Source organism: Deinococcus humi, from assembly GCF_014201875.1.
GTDB classification, from domain to species: domain Bacteria; phylum Deinococcota; class Deinococci; order Deinococcales; family Deinococcaceae; genus Deinococcus; species Deinococcus humi.
Genome location: NZ_JACHFL010000008.1, coordinates 24,556 through 41,827, shown reverse-complemented (window position 1 = coordinate 41,827; position 17,272 = coordinate 24,556). Strand labels below are relative to the sequence as shown.

Sequence of the window (17,272 nt, the reverse complement as noted above, 5' to 3'; positions counted from 1 at the left end):
TCGCGCTATCGTCCAAATGTGAAGGTCCGGTCCAGATATAATCTGCGTGATGTATACCAAATATTTAACGGTACTCGCCGTTGCCACGAGTGCAATGGCCAGTGCCGCGCGTCCCGAGTGTGCACCTTTTACAGATCGTAATCAGTACTACTTTGGGAGCAATGGTCAGATTCTGAGTGCCGTTCAAATTGAGACGGGGAAGCACACTGTGCCCAAGGCGTCAAGTGAATATTTTAAGCGTCTTATTCAAATGTTGAAGGCCAGGGGTACAGAAGTAGTGGTCATTCCGGTGCCACGATCGGGATTTACCCTAGCGGGCACCTTAGATCCTGGTGAAGTCAATGGGAATATATTTTCCAAGGCTAATGCTGGCGACTTTAAAGCCCAAACGCTCAATGCCTATCAAGCTACTGTAGATGATTTGAAAAACTATGGCGTTACAACTGTGAACTTTATGGAAGCCGCCAATGCTGAGTTGGCTTTGAATCCAGGCGTCCGATTGTTTTTCCTTCAAGATGGTCACTGGCGCCCAGAAGGGGCTAAAGTAGCGGCAAATGCAGTTGGGAAAATTCTAAAAGAGCAAAAGCCCGAGCTAACCAAACTAATATCAACAAAGACATTCAAGCTCCTACCTCTGCCTAGCGTGAGTCGTGATGGTTTCGGTTGGGATGTGAGAGTGAAATTGGATTGCCCCAAAACTGACTGGAAGCCACTAATAGAAACTTACCCAACAGTGGCTACTGAAATTACTTCGGGTGGAAGCTTGCTTGAGGATGATAATTTTCCTGTGCTACTTGCAGGGAGTAGCTACTCGGCAGATAGCTATAAAATGGGGCTCGCTCAATATCTCGAACTCTCACTTGGAGCATCTGTAACCAATATAGCAATCAATGGCGGTGAAGCCATGAGCTCTATATTGGACTATTATACTTTCCATAACCCCAAGGATATCGAGCCCAAACTGATTATTTGGGAAATACCTACTCAATATATTGACTACATTTCTACAAATTCGTTCAGCCCAATTACTTTAAGGCAAATTCTTCCCCTCTTAGCTGAAAATCCAGTCCTTCTTGAGGAACACAGCATCCCAAAACTAGGTGGTAGCTCCACAATCGATTTCACATCACCGTCGCTTCGCGGCTCATCCTATTTTATAAAGATTTCGCTTGGAAATTACGAATCTAGGGCGATGGATATAGTACTCAGCGACGGGAAAGAGATGCAAAAAGTTCGTCTGGCGAAAGAGAGAGGGAGGGCGGCTAAGGAGTTTACTATCGAGCTAGATAATTCTATCGAACTGAAAAATATAACCGTAAGCTTTCCGGATACAGCTTCGGGATCAGCGAAAATCGCTGTCTATAAATACTAGAAAAATTTTATAAACGCACAATCCACAGGATGACGGCCTACCTCTGCGTGTACTTGGCCGATCTAAGACGAAATCTGCCTCTCACATGGTGGTCTATCACCGGATAGTACAAGCTGAACTCCTCGTTAGCAGGAGAGACCAATACCGCTCGCCCCTTATAATCTAGTTTGAGGAGTTCTATGATAATTAAAAAACTCGGCTTTCCTGCACTGATCATCTCTGGCCTACTGGCCCTGTCCACCGGTACGGCTCAGACCGCTACGCCCCTCACCTGCGCTACTGTCCCGTCTGCAGCTGACGCCTGGCCAGAGTGGAAACCTGGAGACAAGTATGCGTTACCGGTGGCGCAGGCGTTGGAGCGGTTTAAGAAAGCTCCTAGTCAGTGGGCCACTTACGTTACTCCCGGCGGACATACATGGAACGGGGATTACTTGGGCTACGGTAACCAAGAGGTCGTACAGCGCTGGGACCTCATCAGCCTGGACGACGAAGATATTCCAGTCGTAAAGTACCAAGGGAAGTACTATCGGAATCCCAATACGATTGCACAAAACGCCTTTAAATATTATGGCCGTTTTCTGGCAAACCAGAAACCAGAAGATAAGGCGACATTCCTTAAGCACGCCGAGGCTCTGATTAAGGGGCAGGACGGACGTGGGGCATTGCTCATGCCTTACCCTTACAAAGCCGCACGCAATATGGGGGAATACCCAGCGAACTGGGTTTCAGCCATGTCCCAGGGGCAGGCTCTGAGTGTGTTCGCTAGAGCATATAACCTAACGCAGGACCAAAAATACTTGGTCGCCGGCCGGAAAGCACTCGATTTCCTCCATGTGCCTGTCGAACGGGGAGGCACTGTAAGTAACCTTGGGAACATTGACCCTTCACTGGCGAGGTATGTCTGGTTCGAGGAGTACCCACAAGACGCCAAATCATCGGCCAGTCATGTATTTAACGGTGGTGTCTTCGCTTTGCTGGGCCTGTACGACTGGAGTAAGGTGGATAAAACCAGGGCTGGCTTAGAAGCATCAAGGCTATTCCAGTGCGGGGCATATTCGTTAGAGAGTGCCCTGCCGTATTTCGAGCTTGGCGGCTACTCTGCGTACGATCTGGGCCACCTAGTGGATGGCATCGTTGCACCACGCATCCAACTGATCCAGTATCCGTACCAAACAGTCCATATTTATCAGTTGCTTGCGATGTACTCCATCACCAATAAACAGACATACTTGGACTGGGCCAACCGTTTTAGCCATGATCTTGGTCAGGGCGATGTAAGTATTCCGGCGAAATAATCCAACGCTCGGCCATAGAAAGCCCCCGCAGATTGCGGGGGCTTTCGCCTGAATGACGAAAGTTCACTCAGCGTCATAAACAACCCGCAGGAAACGCTCCGGGATCTCCCAGACGACAACCTGCGGGGGGTTGTCTTTGCGGTCCTGGCTCTTCAGGTATTCGCGCATCGGCACAATCGGCCCCTTACCTTCCTGCGCAGCATTCAGCACCTCGGTGCCCAGCGCTGCAGCCAGAGCGTCGTCAAAGTGCCAGACGTTGTCCTTGCTGTCTGCGCTATAACTCGTGCCCACGAGCGTGACCGCAATGCTCTCGTCGCCCAGCAGGCCACCCCCGCCCTCGTCAGTGCGGGTGTACTCAGGTTCGCTCACCCGATCCAGCTCAGGGCCCACATCCTCCGGCACGGGAACGTAGCGCAGGAGATCGCCGGCGCGCGCAACATCAGGCTTGTGCGTCAGGCTGTAGTCGGCGGGGGGTAGCTCCAGGTTCAATTCTTGCACCGTCTCCGCCACAGCGCGGGCTGCGATCTCGGCGCCCAGTGGCGTCCAGTGGGTGTCCGTGCGAAGGAACACGTTGCCCTGGGATCTGGCTGCCTTCAACGCCGCAGCCAGATCTGGCGCAGCAATGTCGGCATCTTCCAGCCGATCTCTGAAATCGGCATATAAGGTGTCGTGGCTGGCCGGCACCCCTGCCCGCCCCACCTCCTGCGGATAGATGCGCACCTTGGCCGGGATCAACGCCACCACCAGCTTCGCGCCGTCCTTCGCCAGCTGGTCTCGGACCTGTTTGACGTAGGCTATCTTGCTCTGGAACTCGGCGGCATCGGTGCTGGCCGTCTGGAACTCCTCGTTCGTAAACAGCCAGCCGTACTGGCCGATCAGTGCACCGTCCTGGGCCTCGCCGAACAGGCGGTAGTTCAGGCCACCCCACAGGTTCACGCTGGGCGTGCGCCATGGCACCTTGCTATCGAGGTTCTTCTCCCACGACAGCATCCACTCGCCGTTGATTACCGTCTTGTCCGGCTGCGCTTCACGGAAGCCAGGGCTGGTCAGAGTGGCAATGGCACCGACGGCCACTACGGTCAGCAAGAAGGCAGCGGGCAGCCAGTGAAGGATGCGCGGCGCGGTTGGATTGTCGGCATTGGGTTTCACCGTGTCCTGGGCAAATTCAGTCATATCCATTCACCTCAGAACTGGAAGTACAAGAACGGAGTGTAGCTTTGAGCCGACAGCTTCATGACCGCCAACACGAACAGCGGCAACAACGTCACCGTGGCTCCCACCGCCAGGGCGGGCTTCAGCAACCGACTGCCCACATCCCCAACGCGCTGGCCCCACAAAGGAGCGACATAGACCAGCACAGCGGCCAGCAGCATGGTCAGCAGGACGCTGCCCTTGACCTGCCACGCCAGGGTGTCGCTCAGGCCTACACCGTTCAGGCCGAGCATGCCGCCATACATCCGAAAGGCGTCCGGCACGTTGTCGGCACGGAACATCACCCAGCCCAGCATCACCAAGATCATGGTGCCAGGGATGGTCAGCCACGCTGGAGAGGGTTTCCAGAGGCTGGCCTCCTTCATACGGCGCTCGACGGCCAGGATGCTGCCGTGCCACACGCCCCACAGCACGAAGGTCCAGTTGGCCCCGTGCCACAGTCCGCCCAGCACCATGGTCAGCCACAGGTTCAGGTAGGTTCTGGCCCGGCCTTTCCGGTTCCCACCCAGGCTGATGTACAGGTACTCGCGCAGCCAGCTCGACAGGCTCATGTGCCAGCGGCGCCAGAACTCGGTGATGCTGCGGGAGATGTAGGGATGGTTGAAGTTCTCGGGGAACTTGAAGCCCATCATCGCGGCCAGTCCAATGGCCATGTCCGAGTAACCGCTGAAGTCGAAATACAGCTGCAGGGTGTAGGCCAACGCGCCCAGCCAGGCGTCGGCCATCGTTGGATTCGGCTGATTGAACGCAGCAGTCACCAGCGGCGCGATGGTGTCGGCGATTAGCACCTTCTTGGCGAAGCCGGTCATGAAGCGCGTGGCTCCATAACTGAACTTCTCCAGGGTGTGGGTGCGGGTCCGGAACTGATCGGCCAGCAGGTTGTATTTCAATACTGGGCCGGCGATCAGGTGTGGGAACAGCGCGATGAAGGCAGCGAAGTCCAGCAGCTTATGAGTGGGTGGCTCCTCGCGGCGGTACACGTCCACGATGTAGCTGATCGCGTGGAAGATGAAAAAGCTCAGACCGATGGGCAGCAGGATCGGGGTGAAAGCGAACGGCTGGAAACCCAAGCTCTGCGTGATGGCGTTGAAGCTCTCGATGCCGAAGTTGGCGTACTTGAAGTAGCCCAGCGCCGCGAGATTCAGCACAACGGCCGTCACCAGGGTCCAGCGCCGCCTCTGACCATCCGGTTGTCGCCCCAAGACCAAACCGAACCAGTACGACACCACAGTGATGGCGATCAGCAGCCACAGGAAGTCCACCCGCCACCATGAGTACAGCGCATAGCTGCCCAGCAGGATCCACGCGGACCGCCACTTGAAGGGCAGCAGGTAATAGATGATCAGGAAAAGCGGAAGGAAGAGGAACAGAAAGACGTTGCTGCTGAAGACCACGCCTCAGGCCCGCCTTACTTGGTTTTGGTGGTGCTGGGCGTCAACGTCAGCCCTGCGTCGGTCAGCACCAGGGCGTAGGCGTTGCCGCGTTCGAGCTTCACGCCCTTGAGGGTGCCCAGGGCTTTGGTGCCGTCGAAGGCGCTGAGGTCCACGGTGATGCCGTTGACGGCGCGGCTGCCGCTCTCGCCGGATTTGACGCTGGACACTACCGCGGTCTTGCCGTCAGCGGTCTTGAGGTCCACGCTGGCCGTCTTGCTCAGGTTGTAGATCGTGAGCAGGGCTTTGGCGCGGTTCTCAGCGGCCTGATCAGTCAGCAACACCAGCTTGTTTCCGTTGGCAACGACGCTATAGAAGTTGCCTGCCTCCACCTTGAGCTTGCTGGTAATCGTGCCCAGCTTGGCCGCGAACTCGCCCTGGGGAATCACAACGTAGGGGCTGGCTGCGCCTTTCTCGGCGGTGACGGCTTTGCCGCCCAGGGTGGCCGTCGGCGCATTCAGTACCCGCACGAAGGCGCTGTTGGCGGGTGGGGCGGGGTCATAGAGGTTTTCTTGTGCGGAGGCGATGGACCCCAGCAGGAGGGCTGACAGCAGAACTTTTTTCACTTGGGCAGTTTACTCGCCTGCCTGATTAAGGTCTGATAAAAATGTCCCCCTATTGGATGCTGCACCCAGCGAGCAAGGCTTCTTAAGCACAAGTCCCCGCCAAATGCAGGGGCTCGTCATTGACCGGATCATTTCTGCTCCTCGGGAATGGCGATCAGTTCTTGGTCGAGAGGGTCCAGCAGTTTTTGCCAATTCTCCGGCACGCGCCCCACAGCCGTTATATTCACGGCGTGCCGGCCGATCACGCGGAAATTCGCGCTCTCTTCGACATGCGTCGCCCTGGTGCTGGGAGATCTCAACAAAGCGGTCAAGGGCCGGGAAGACGAGATCGCCGAACGCCTGAGAATGCTCAGCAGCGACTGATGAAGGGGATGACCTGAGCGTGATCCGTGGGTTGGTGGTTGCCATCGGGCTGCCAGCCATGGCCGTTGCTGCTCTGATGGCGCTGGGAGCGCCGCAGACTGCCGAACTCACGCCCGTCCATCCCAATCCCACCGCCTGCACCCCTGTCCCTACCCCGAGCCCCATCTACGCTTACGACACCAGCAGCGTCATGCCCACACCAGCGGGCTTCCGGTTGAACGGCAACGCTGTCCTTGAGCTGCAAGTCTGCAAACCCGGCACGCTTACGATGAAGGCCACCGGCGAAGCCGCTGGCGGCAGCGGCCCACGCCTGCTGGTCAGCATGGGTGAACAGGATCTGCTGAGCCAGGTCATCACGGGGACACAAACGCTGAACATCCCCATTCCCGAACAGGGGCGCGTGTATCTCTCGTACCTGAATGATTATCTGAAAGCCGAACAACGCAGCGTCTTTTTCGCGAACATTGTTTTCTCGGGGAACTGCATTGGGTTGTCTGGCAAGGTCAGCCCTTCAACTGATTGGCGGGACCCTTTTGGGACCGCCTTTCTCTCCGGCACCAGGCAGATGACAATCCGGCCCTGTGGCTCTGGCCAGTTGCTTTTCCATACGGTCAGCACGGCGGTAGACGGCACCTTCCCAGTCCTGAAGATTACGGGAGCCACGCCCGAGAGCTTGCCCATCAAGGCTGCTGACGAGGACCACCGACTCACGCTCAAGGGGGAGACCACCCTGACGATCAGCAATCCGGCTTACCGACTGATCGAGGACCGCAACCTGATCCTTGAAGACATCCAGGTCAGGTAGCGACGCCGCACAGAACTGGCCAACAAAGAACCCCCGCCAGCGCGGGGGTTTGTCGTTTACAACAATGGAGAGCTTCAGCCCCTCAGTAACCCATAGGCAAGCACAAGAACGACAGCAGCGAGCGCCAGGAGCCACATCCAGTCATACACTGGCATCATTCTAAATCTGCGTAATTTGCGCCTCATGGCCCATTTTTGCAGTACAGCTCTTTCAGGGCTCTGACGTCCCAATCTCCTGAAACCGCAACCCCTTGTCCTCGTGTCTCGCGGGGCATTGTCTGTCGGGTGTCATCCTCCCCCCGATGCTTGAACCATGCCCTCGGACCCCACACCCATCCAGAAGGCGCAGGCTGCCGTGGCGGCCCAACAGGAACGTCAGGGCTGCCTTGCTGGGCTGCTGAGCGCCCTCCGGGCAGGCACCGCCCCGCCCGTCCTCACGCCAGCAGGCCTGCCCAGTGTGCAGATCAGCGCCACGCCCGGCACCATCACCAGCCCTGGCCCGCTGACCCTGACCCTCAGTGCGACCAACGTCACCCGCCTGCGTCTGCTGATCGATGGGGTTGAGCAGACCGAACCCCTGAGCGCTGGCCAAGTCATCCGGCAGATCGAGGCAGGCACCGCGGACAAGGCCTACACCTACCGCCTGGAAGGGCTGGACGCGGCTGGGGCCGTACTGGCGTTCCACGAGACCACCGTAAACGTGGAACTGACGCCGGTGCTCCCCACCATCAGCCTGGGCGTCGACTCGATGAACTTTACGGCGGCAGGGACGCTCATCATGACCGCTTCCGCCTCCAGCCCGCGTGGGATCAAGAACGTCACCTTCTACTGGGGCGATCCTGCCCTCGGCAACGTCATCCAGGTTGATGACGAAAGCCCTTACGCCGCCAGCAGGCCGATCACGGCGGCGGACAACGGCACCAACACCGTCTATGCGGTGGTGACCGATCTATCCAGCCCAGTGCCTCAGACCGCGCAGGCCAGCCAGCAAGTGACGGTGAACATCGCGCCCGCCGTCCAGTTGCCCACGCTAGCTCTCGACAAAGCCAGCGCCGTCACAGGAGCCACCATCACGGCCACGCTGGGGCGCTTGCAGGTGGACGATCAGCTGGATTGGGGCGACGGAACCGTGGTGGCGGCGCAGACCAGCCTGACGCACAGCTACAGCGCTAGCGGGCCTTACACCGTCAAGGTGTTGCGTGGTGGTGCGGCTGCCGCCTCTGCGAACATTGTCATCAGCACGCCCGTGATCGGCATCACCTACGCTCCACCGATCACCATCAGTGCTGGCGGTGTGTATTCCGGCAACTGGCAGAGTGTGGATGACCGGACTATCCCAGCCGTCAACATCACCACCACTGACCCCGTCACCATCCATACCGGGCACGTCCGCGGACGGGGAGACTTGATCCGCGCTCGCAAGACTGGCGCACGGGTGACGATCCGCAATATGGCCGGTGAAGGGCTCAACCCCAACGTGGCGGGCAAGCCCCAGGGACGATTTGCAGACCTGCAAGGTCTCGTTTCCGCGCTGGTGGAGAACTGCGAATTCGACGGCACGGGCGGCATCTACTTCAACGGGTACGTCGGCAACGGCACCACCGAGACGTTCATCGTGCGTCTGAACTTCGGGCGCAACATCAACGGGCGCCTCTCGGACGGTAACGGCGGGTACATGACTGGCCAGGCGGACTTCTACCGCCTCCAATTCTGCCAGTTCAACCACGTCAACGGCATTCCAGGCGCACGGATCGAACGCAACCGGACGCTGAATAAGCCCCGCGAGTCCCACATCGAGGACACCGTCAACCTCAGCGACAGCACCGGCAAGTCCAACACCGACCGGATCATCGTGCAGGACAACCTGTTCGAAGGGGCCTATGCCTGGAATCCGGCAGCCAGCTACTCCGGCGGCGGCATCGTGCTGGGTGACGGTGGCGGGCGATATCAGGAAGCCCGCAACAACACCATCCTGGAAACCAGCAACTACGGCATCGCGGTTGCGGACGGCAATGACATGTCGATCCTGAACAACATCATCCTGGGGACCGGCAGGCTGGCTGATGGGACGCTTCTGGACGCGGACAGCGACGCAGGCATCTACCTGCGCGATTACGTCACTGGCACGCCGCGTGACCCCGCAACAGTGTTGGCCGATGGCAACCTTGTGGGCTGGAGCATCCCCACGGCCACCAATCCCAACGCTCGCTACGACATCAGTGTGCAGAACATCAACGGCGTGTTGCAGGGCACGCTGGGCACGAACACCAAGATGCCCGACGGCCCGATCACGCAGGCCATGCTGGATGCGGCGCGTCAGGCTTGGCTCGACAGTGTGGTGGCGGCCAACCTGACCATCGGGCGACTGTCGGCATGAATGCGGGGTGTCACCCTCGCCCCGACAGTGGGTTCATGCGCCGCGCCCTTCCGCTTCTTCTCGCCCTGCTGCTCCCCAGCGCGGGTGCCCTGACGCTGTGCCGGGTGGACCGCAGCGCCACACCCACCCGCGTCCCTGGCATCTACAACGTCACCATCCGCACCGTGCCCGAATGCCCCGAGGACGGATACGCCGTCGTGCGGCTGGCCTCGGGGCGCGAGTACCCCTGGGAAGTCCTGAGTCCTGGCAGGCCGTTCACCTGGCGCGGAGTGCCGTGGTACTGGCGCGGTCAGTGGGTGGCCGAGTCCGGCAAGATCTACACCTTCAAGATTCCGGGCCTGCGCGCCCCCTGGATGTGGCCATGAGGTGGCCTGAACATGGCAAACATCAAACCCACCGACAGCATCCTGGCCGGGGTGGACTGGCAGGTGCTGGCGTATGCGGCGGGCATGGCGGCCATCATGAGCCTGCTGACCACCCTGCGCGCCCGGCGGCTGCAACACGAGGCCGGTGTGCCGCTCAGCTCGTGGATGAGTCTGATTCCGGACACGCTGCTGGGGGGCATCATCGGCGCGGCTTTCGCGGTGGCGATTCCCGAGTACATCAAGCCCCTCAAGACCTTTGTGGGGACGTTCGTGCTGGCCGGGTTGGGCGGCATCCTCGGGCCGCGCGTGACCGACTGGATCAGCGTCAACGGCCTGGACACGCTGCTGGACTACCTGGGCTCTGGGGCCGGACGACTCTCGAAAGCGGTGGCGGGGCGCAAAAAGGCGGCAGCCAATGATGGAGGCAAAGACGATGACCCGGCGTGAACGGACCCGCCGAATTCTGGCGGCCCAGAACCCTCTACAGCACCCGCCTATGACTGCCCGGCATGTGGTGGGGCTGGGGCTGGTGGTCTTGCTGGCCTGGATTGCCGTTGCTGCTCCTGGCCCACTGGCGGACCTCTCACGGACCACGGTGGGCGGCTGGCAGGCCTTCGTGCTCGCGCGGCTGACCGTGATCTTCCTGTGCGGATACGCGCTGTTCTTCGTGCGCTCTTACCACTGGATTGTCGCGGTGGGGCTGTCGCTGACCATCGTGGGGCTGTGCCTGCGGATCGGGGTGGGACAGATCACGGGGGAGCCGTTGACGGTTGGATTCTCACTGTTGTTGCTGGCGCTGGTGGCGCTGCCGCTGCGCATCATCGTGCGCCCGAATGACCAGGACCGGATTCGGATGCTCGAAGCGCAGGTGCGCGAACTGGAGACACGATGACCAGCTTCTACCCAGTCCTGAATACGCCCACCACCGCCTACACCGTGCAGGCAAAGTGCGGCTTCATGGACCCCCTGTACTACGCCTCCGAAGGCAGCGTCCATCCGGCCTGTGACTTCAACGCCGTTACGGGCGGCGACACCGATCTGGGTGACCCAGTTCACGCGACCGACACCGGCATCGTGGTCAACATCGGCTGGGACAGCTACATCGGCGGCATGATCGAAATCGAGCACGGCGACGGCTCGATCAGCGGCTACTGGCACTGCCGCGACATCCACGTAAAGCGCGGGGAGGCGGTTCAGGGCGGCGACCTGATCGGGCAGATCGGGAAGGGCGGGCCACGTAGCGGCATGAAGGCCCACCTGCACTTCTACGTCAAACGCTCAGGTGTGTCGTTGCCGATCAGTTACTGGCCGAGCACGCATTACAAGGACCGACGCGTCTGTGAAGCCTTTGTGACCGAGCACTACCACCACCCTGAAGAGTGGCTGAAAGCACGCGGGGCGAAGCGGCGAATCGAGGATCTGCAAGCGCTCCGCGGCAACCCTACCCGCACTCTCGTCAACGGTCAGGACGTCACTGGACGAATCGTCCAGTTTCCCGCCCAGGGCATCACGGTGGACGCCCGTACCGCCAAGACCGAGATCTACATCAACGGGCTGGTACCGGGCAACATCCCGGCATTGCCGCTCCTCAACTGACGGTCTGCCGCGCTTTCGAGCGCTGACAATTCGCTCTCGCGCCCGTAGGAGCACCACCGTGAACAAGTTCAACACCCTCGCCATGCTGACCACCGCCCTCTCGCTGTCGGCTTCTGACACCACCACCCAGAGCGCCCTACAGTCCTGGACCGACAAGTACATGCCGCCGCTAATCGAGTCGGCCAAGGGCCTGCTGAGCGGCGGCTTCAACATCACCGCCGTCTTTGACCTGGCAGGGGAGACCGTCAAGGCCGCCCAGGAGCTGAAGGGCATCGTTGCCGGGCAGGACCGAGCGGCAATCGCCCAAGTAGTCCTAGTGGTTGCGGCCAAGGCGGCGCTGCCAGACATGGTGGAACCCTGGATCATCCCCCTGCTGTCCGGAGATGGGGTGAAAGCCCTGATCGAAAGTGCGTTCCTGAAAGTGTTCGGGCCAGATAAGGTGCCCGCGCCTGCTGCGCCGGTGATTCCGCTGGATGACGACACGCTGGGACGGCCCGCGACTGACGCGGACTTTGCCCCGTCGATGGCCAAGTAACGGACAGCACAGGCGATTGGTAGATGGTCTGCAGGCGTCCGTTGCAAGTGGTCTAATGTAGGATTGCTGAGGCCCGTGCTCGTCGTGGGGTTGCGGGCCAACCTTTTGCCAAACCGAGGCCGCCATCCTGCCCTTACTTGCATGCCGCCCTTCACCGGGCGGCTTTTATGTTGAGTCGCCAGGAAAGACGTTCATGCTCTTGTGACATTTGGCGAATTACCCTCTATCCATAAGCAGGCCCTGCCGATGTGAGGCGGGAATTGGCCCCAACACTGTGTGGGGCTTTTTTGTATCAGGGGCAAACGTCATAGCCTTTTAACAGTACGCAGGCTTACGCTTGTCGTACCCCACAACCAGGGTCTGTCCGGGTGAAGACAGGCTTGACCGCCCCACCGCCGCGTGGGGCTTTCCTTGTCTCAGTGCTGTTCGTTGGTCATCCGCTGTTCTGGAGGGAAACCGTAATGACATGCGTGCCAAGCTGGTGTCGTCTTATGGAGAAGGTAAACCAGCCCGAGGTTGATCAGGCCGAGAATCACCCGATCATGATATTTATTGTTGCGGTCATATTCGTAGTATTCATATTCTCGCAATTCGGAGATAGAGGCGAGGAATTTGTCAAGGAGTGCCAGAGTGTTCTCTACAAAAGGGATCTTCTTAAGGATCAAATTCCTGGCAGCATGGATGTATTTACCATGGAGCAAATGACCTCGGCATTAGAACGCCTTGAGCCCCCATGGTCTTTAGACTACGAAGTCTTCAATCCTGCCAATCGGAAAATCATGGTTGCAACATGCGCAGTGGTGGGGCCAAAACAAGCTAGAAGCTTCATCGCAAGTCAATTTAGGGAAAAGAAATAGGATCTGGTGCCCGGTGGACGTCAGGTGGTCTCTGCCTCGCTATATGCCCCCCGGCGTAGGCAGGTGGGGCTTTTTCATTCAGTCCTGCACCCGTGCCACCCACCACCCGCTGATCTCCTGCGAAGGCCCAGCCCTAATTCACGCTCTTGAATTGAGTGAGCCACGGCCCAGGTTTTAGGCTGTGGCTCACTTTTGGCTTGCTGCCTAGTCTCCTCTTGAGTCCAAAGCCCCCACCCGGCCCTTCGGCTGCGGGTGGGGGCTTGTTGTCTGATGGAATGGTCCCCCTCGGTCAGTGGGTGTACTGCTTCAGGTCTCCAAGAGGTGTCGCATCAACGGACGTGCCTTCGAACAAGGATTTACGCATCGTGGTACTGCCCAGGAAATCATCGCTCGAATCGTTGCTGATCCCAAAAGACCACGGACCCACCGAAATCGCATGGTTCTCACTGCCGCCGTCGGCCTCATACCAGTAAAAGCGAACGTCACCGTCTGTACAGCCAAACGCCTGAATGGCATCGAGGTAATCCCCTGGTTCGGTGATCATCCGCATGTGGCCGCGCCACCCGATGCCTGGGCCACTGACGGCCACATAGATTTCAGCCTTCCCTCTCGTCCAGGGTTCCTTATCGTCGTAGAGATCAACCCGCACCAGTTTCACCGAGTAACAGCCCTGGGCTGTGAGGTTGCCGGTCCTTTGCACCGGGATAGGGAGAGACTCCGGCAACAGCGCGCCCGTGTCGTCCACCCGCTCGTTCACGCCCACCACCACCACTGGCATCGCTGGTGCCTTACGGCTGTCGAGCTGATGCGCCCGGCCCTGGGCGTCGTACGCCACCACCGGAGCAAATTCATCGCCCCCTTCAGGTGAGACGGCCACCCATGGAGTCACGCCCGCGTGATCCCACTTGCCGCCGCGCACCGCGATGTTCAACTTCGGGACCTGTGCTGCCAGGGTGTTCAGGCTTTGCGCGCTCAGCCCGGACGACAGCGCCTGCGCGAACGTCTTGGTGCCAGTGGACTGTGAGGCCAGCGAGGTGTATAGGGCTTCGGTGTCCCCATCGAACGCCAGGGCCGTCTGCTCTGCGATCAGGGAACGCACGCCCGGTTCCGTGAGGGACACGGCGAGCTGGCGTGCAAACGTGTCCAGTGCGGCGTTCGTCTGCGCCTGGGCACTGGTGGGGGCCTGGTTGCTGGGGGCAGCCACGACGGAATCAACAGTCGTGGTCTGCTGACCGCAGGCGGCGAGCAGAAGGCTGAGCGTCAGGGTGACGGGCAGGGTACGGGACAACGACATAAGACCCCCTGGGTGAATCACAGGATAGGAAGCGAACGTACATTTTGCCGACGCGGTCACTATACGCACCGGCTGGATGGAGGGAGGTGTAAATAGTCACAGCCCGCTCGATCTGAAAGCCCCCACCTCCCTGCGCTTTGGCGTGGGCGGGTGGGGCTTCTTTGTTTGCCTCGCTCGCTCGGCGGCGAACTAGCGCACCTTATCCGAATGCGTGCCCTGCGTTGCTGAGGCATTGGAGTCTGGCAAATCTGTCTGAGCATCCGGAATCGAGATGCTATACGGACGGTGGAGGATTACCTTGAAGAAAATTGCTTTGCTGTCCGTCACCGCCACCCTCATCCTGTCTGCCTGTGGGGGTGGAACCCCGCCGCCGATAGCAGACGATAACCACCCGGATGCCCGGGCTTACGCCGTGACCGGCAACGCGCTGTACAGCATTGTCCTGATCGGGAATGGTCAAGACGAGAAAAAGTTTGATCTGAATCTCAGCGGCTCCCTGACCGATGTGGCCCTGGCCGGGACCGAACTGTACGGTTTGACCTCCAGCAGTCTGGTCCGGATCAGCCTGACCGATGGAGCGGTCAGTACCGTCGGTGCACTGGGCGCAAACGACAACATCAACGCCTTAGCTGCCGATGGCGCAGGCAACCTCTACGGCGCGTCCACGGGCGGTCAGTTCTACACGGTCAACAGTTCCACGGGGCGGGCCACCCTCGTTGGGCCGATGGGACTTCTCTCCAGCGGAGATCTGGCGTTCAACGACGCCGGGCAGCTCTACGGCACAGTCCGCCCCAATCTGGCGACTTCCGACTCGCTGGCCCGCATCGACCCAACCACAGGCAAGGCCACCGCGATCGGCGGGACGGGCAAGACCGACGTATTCGCCCTGAAGTTCCGGGGCAGCGTCCTGTATGGGCTGACGGGCAGGGGGCAGGTGCTGACGCTCAACACCTCCACGGGGGCCGCGACGGTAGTGCGCGAGACTGGCCTGAGCTTTACCGGCCTGCAATAACAGGTGCTGATCCTGGTATCCGAAGCCTGATAGCACACCACTCAATCGACGGGGATGACGGCAGTCAGGATGGGCGGCTGCCCTCAGGAGCTGGCGGCCGCGTGGGCCTCATGCTGGGGTACGTCCAACCACGTCTTCCTAAGGCGTAGCCGGGTAGGGCTTTTTAGTCCTGCACTCTAGCCACCCACCACCCGCTGATCTCCTGCGGTGGATCCGTCTCGTCGAAGCGGTGGACTTCTACCACTAGTGTCCCACACTCCAGTACCCAGCAATCGCGGGACGGCTCACCGAGCCACCAGCGGCCCCCCGCTCGGAACGCATCGTGCTCGCGCGTCACCCGGTAGGTTCGGTTGCGCCAGTGCAGTGAAATCGGCTTCCCCTGTTCGTTGAGGTCCACACCGCACCGTTCCTGGACTGCTCGCATGCTTTACGCTACCTGCTGCGACGGGCTGACGCACGACACAGACATCGGTAACAGCCCCCACTTCCCTGCAATGGGTGGGTGGGGGCTGTTACCGATGAGTCTTTAGAATCTTTGACACGTTATACTAATATTTTAACTTATATGGTCAATATTTTGATTGAAAACCGTCGTTAAACATCTATCGCGTTAGTTTTAGTTGAAAAAACGTTACGGCAATCTTGCGCATTTCACCTGATGGGAATAACGCCGTCTTCCCGTTCCAATTACTGTATCGGAACTCCAAGAGATTCTGGCCTGCCGAGGCAGGAAGTGATAAATGGTATTCATACTGGTCATTCAATTTTTGTGACGTAGTATTTATCAGCTTGTCATTTAAAAAGACTTGCACACGCTGCTGCTCTACTGGCGAGGTCAGGGCTAAGTCGAGCTTCACAGTCTGTGAGGTGGGCAGCCAGAATGATACGGCACTGCGTTCAGGTCCACCGTGTCTGATTGGGCCTTCTCGATCAAAGAAACCTTCTGTTGTCGCTCGATAGATATTCACGCCGCCGACGATATCTAAAACCCTCCAGCCCATCACGTATTTCATCGTGCTAGAAGTTTTGTTGCAATTTGCGAAATTACGCAAACAATCGTTTTTACCACCAGTGATCTCATTCTCTAGCCAAGGAAACGAAGGAATCGCCCACTGAGGTGGAGCCTCAAAAGACAGATACCGTTCTGGAATTTCCCAAAGTATCAATTTGGGGGGCCGAAGCTGATATTCTTCGGATCGCACATAGTCAACAACCGGCTGCCAAAACCCCTTTGCGCCAACAGCATAGTTCAGTACATCCCGTTTTGCTGCGATTGCTAGAGTTTTACCGAATATTTTTTCATAAGCGGCTGGAAGTCCACGTCCATCAAAAGCCGTGGAATAGCTGGTGCCAAGCAGCGTTATCGCGGACGGTGGCGTTTCGTCGAGCAGATTAACCTCGCTACTTGTGATTCTCAGGCCACTAATCGGGTCTTTTTCAAAGTCAACCTGTTGATTCTCAGGCAGTTGCGCTAGGAGATCCGTAGACGTGGGTAAAATTGGTGGAAGGTACTCTGCTGAGAAATCGACTTCAGGGAATTTTTTTAACTGATCTTTCATCGCTTTCGCCACTGCTTCTGAGGCGACTTTCATGCCAAATGGGGACCAGTGGGTATCTGTCTTGAGATAAAGCAGGCCTTCACTTTTTTGAGCGATCAAGGGAGACTTGAGGTTTACGCTGGACACGCCCATTCTCTTGAAATCGTCCAAAATTTTTTCGTAATTGCCTTTATAGTCCAGATTGCTCTTCAGATTTTCGGGCAAGAATTCGGGGTAGATACTCGCCTTGGTTGGAGCCACTAAGATTGCTACTTCAATACCTTGTTCACGTAGCAGACGCACAACTTGAGCGATTGCTCCCATCTGCTCAAGATAAACATTTTCAGTGGCAGGAAACTTCTGCAATTCTTCGTTTGTAAAAAGCCATCCGCTTTTCCCCTTAACGACTCTGGGCAGATCCTGCGCTCCAGCCATTCCAAGCAATAACGTGCTGAGCATCATCAAACGCTTCATCTTTTTCCTCGTAACCTATCCGTCAGAACAGCTCTGGAATTTCCCAGTCCACAGCCTGCGGGAATTGTTCTAGCGATCCTGGCCAGTCAGGTACTCACGCATGGGCATGACGGGCCCCTTACCTTTCTGTGAGGCATTCAGCAGTATTCCTCAGGCGTTCCACTGCAAGTTATCCTCACATC

At 58.5% G+C, this 17,272-nt stretch carries 18 protein-coding genes; 11 read left to right on the top strand and 7 right to left on the bottom strand.

The window, feature by feature from the left end:
* The first annotated feature begins 49 nt into the window (after positions 1–49).
* Together HNQ08_RS15000 and HNQ08_RS14995 are read left to right on the top strand one after the other, a co-directional pair.
* Positions 50–1,372, top strand: coding sequence for an alginate O-acetyltransferase AlgX-related protein (locus tag HNQ08_RS15000; RefSeq protein WP_184133738.1), 1,323 nt, complete (start codon positions 50–52; stop codon positions 1,370–1,372).
* A gap of 179 nt (positions 1,373–1,551) precedes the next feature.
* Positions 1,552–2,667: a D-glucuronyl C5-epimerase family protein gene (locus HNQ08_RS14995; RefSeq protein ID WP_184133736.1), complete on the top strand. Its 1,116-nt coding sequence runs from the start codon at positions 1,552–1,554 to the stop codon at positions 2,665–2,667.
* 63 nt (positions 2,668–2,730) lie between these two features.
* On the opposite strand, the gene HNQ08_RS14990 is transcribed toward HNQ08_RS14995, so the two are convergent.
* From HNQ08_RS14990 to HNQ08_RS14975, 4 genes are all read right to left on the bottom strand, one after another.
* Positions 2,731–3,840 (bottom strand): alginate O-acetyltransferase AlgX-related protein, encoded by a 1,110-nt coding sequence (locus HNQ08_RS14990; protein ID WP_184133734.1) that lies wholly within the window; start codon positions 3,838–3,840, stop codon positions 2,731–2,733.
* A gap of 11 nt (positions 3,841–3,851) precedes the next feature.
* Positions 3,852–5,273 carry an MBOAT family O-acyltransferase gene (locus HNQ08_RS14985; RefSeq protein ID WP_184133732.1) on the bottom strand — a complete coding sequence of 474 codons (1,422 nt, stop codon included), beginning with the start codon at positions 5,271–5,273 and terminating at the stop codon, positions 3,852–3,854.
* A 14-nt stretch (positions 5,274–5,287) separates the two neighbouring features.
* Entirely contained in the window at positions 5,288–5,875 is a 588-nt protein-coding gene (locus HNQ08_RS14980) for an alginate O-acetyltransferase AlgF (protein ID WP_229790076.1), read from the bottom strand.
* A gap of 128 nt (positions 5,876–6,003) precedes the next feature.
* Positions 6,004–6,186 (bottom strand): hypothetical protein, encoded by a 183-nt coding sequence (locus HNQ08_RS14975; RefSeq protein ID WP_184133730.1) that lies wholly within the window; start codon positions 6,184–6,186, stop codon positions 6,004–6,006.
* Positions 6,187–6,296: 110 nt separating this feature from the next.
* Here HNQ08_RS14975 and HNQ08_RS14970 point away from each other — a divergent pair, with 110 nt between their 5' ends.
* From HNQ08_RS14970 to HNQ08_RS14935, 8 genes are all read left to right on the top strand, one after another.
* Positions 6,297–7,043 carry a hypothetical protein gene (locus HNQ08_RS14970; RefSeq protein WP_184133728.1) on the top strand — a complete coding sequence of 249 codons (747 nt, stop codon included), beginning with the start codon at positions 6,297–6,299 and terminating at the stop codon, positions 7,041–7,043.
* Positions 7,044–7,355: 312 nt separating this feature from the next.
* The gene (locus HNQ08_RS14965; protein ID WP_184133726.1) at positions 7,356–9,419 is read left to right on the top strand and encodes an Ig-like domain-containing protein; all 2,064 of its coding nucleotides are present in this window, start codon (positions 7,356–7,358) and stop codon (positions 9,417–9,419) included.
* A 35-nt stretch (positions 9,420–9,454) separates the two neighbouring features.
* Complete coding sequence (locus HNQ08_RS14960; RefSeq protein WP_184133724.1) at positions 9,455–9,784, top strand: hypothetical protein; 330 nt, start codon at positions 9,455–9,457, stop codon at positions 9,782–9,784.
* Between the two features lie 12 nt (positions 9,785–9,796).
* Complete coding sequence (locus HNQ08_RS14955) at positions 9,797–10,231, top strand: hypothetical protein (RefSeq protein ID WP_184133722.1); 435 nt, start codon at positions 9,797–9,799, stop codon at positions 10,229–10,231.
* Positions 10,218–10,676, top strand: a complete 459-nt coding sequence (locus HNQ08_RS14950; RefSeq protein WP_184133720.1) for a hypothetical protein — start codon at positions 10,218–10,220, stop codon at positions 10,674–10,676. Before HNQ08_RS14955 ends, HNQ08_RS14950 begins: the two co-directional genes overlap by 14 nt.
* Positions 10,673–11,380, top strand: a complete 708-nt coding sequence (locus tag HNQ08_RS14945) for a M23 family metallopeptidase (protein WP_184133719.1) — start codon at positions 10,673–10,675, stop codon at positions 11,378–11,380. Before HNQ08_RS14950 ends, HNQ08_RS14945 begins: the two co-directional genes overlap by 4 nt.
* 58 nt (positions 11,381–11,438) lie before the next feature.
* The gene (locus tag HNQ08_RS14940) at positions 11,439–11,915 is read left to right on the top strand and encodes a hypothetical protein (RefSeq protein ID WP_184133717.1); all 477 of its coding nucleotides are present in this window, start codon (positions 11,439–11,441) and stop codon (positions 11,913–11,915) included.
* 491 nt (positions 11,916–12,406) lie between these two features.
* Positions 12,407–12,772 carry a hypothetical protein gene (locus HNQ08_RS14935; protein ID WP_184133714.1) on the top strand — a complete coding sequence of 122 codons (366 nt, stop codon included), beginning with the start codon at positions 12,407–12,409 and terminating at the stop codon, positions 12,770–12,772.
* Positions 12,773–13,061: 289 nt separating this feature from the next.
* On the opposite strand, the gene HNQ08_RS14930 is transcribed toward HNQ08_RS14935, so the two are convergent.
* Complete coding sequence (locus tag HNQ08_RS14930) at positions 13,062–14,066, bottom strand: DUF3103 family protein (protein WP_184133712.1); 1,005 nt, start codon at positions 14,064–14,066, stop codon at positions 13,062–13,064.
* Positions 14,067–14,364: 298 nt separating this feature from the next.
* On the opposite strand from HNQ08_RS14930, the gene HNQ08_RS14925 reads away from it, so the two are divergent.
* Complete coding sequence (locus HNQ08_RS14925) at positions 14,365–15,078, top strand: NHL repeat-containing protein (RefSeq protein WP_184133710.1); 714 nt, start codon at positions 14,365–14,367, stop codon at positions 15,076–15,078.
* A 163-nt stretch (positions 15,079–15,241) separates the two neighbouring features.
* On the opposite strand, the gene HNQ08_RS14920 is transcribed toward HNQ08_RS14925, so the two are convergent.
* Positions 15,242–15,502: a hypothetical protein gene (locus tag HNQ08_RS14920; protein WP_184133708.1), complete on the bottom strand. Its 261-nt coding sequence runs from the start codon at positions 15,500–15,502 to the stop codon at positions 15,242–15,244.
* A gap of 178 nt (positions 15,503–15,680) precedes the next feature.
* Positions 15,681–17,090, bottom strand: a complete 1,410-nt coding sequence (locus tag HNQ08_RS14915) for an alginate O-acetyltransferase AlgX-related protein (protein WP_184133706.1) — start codon at positions 17,088–17,090, stop codon at positions 15,681–15,683.
* Positions 17,091–17,272 lie beyond the last annotated feature (182 nt).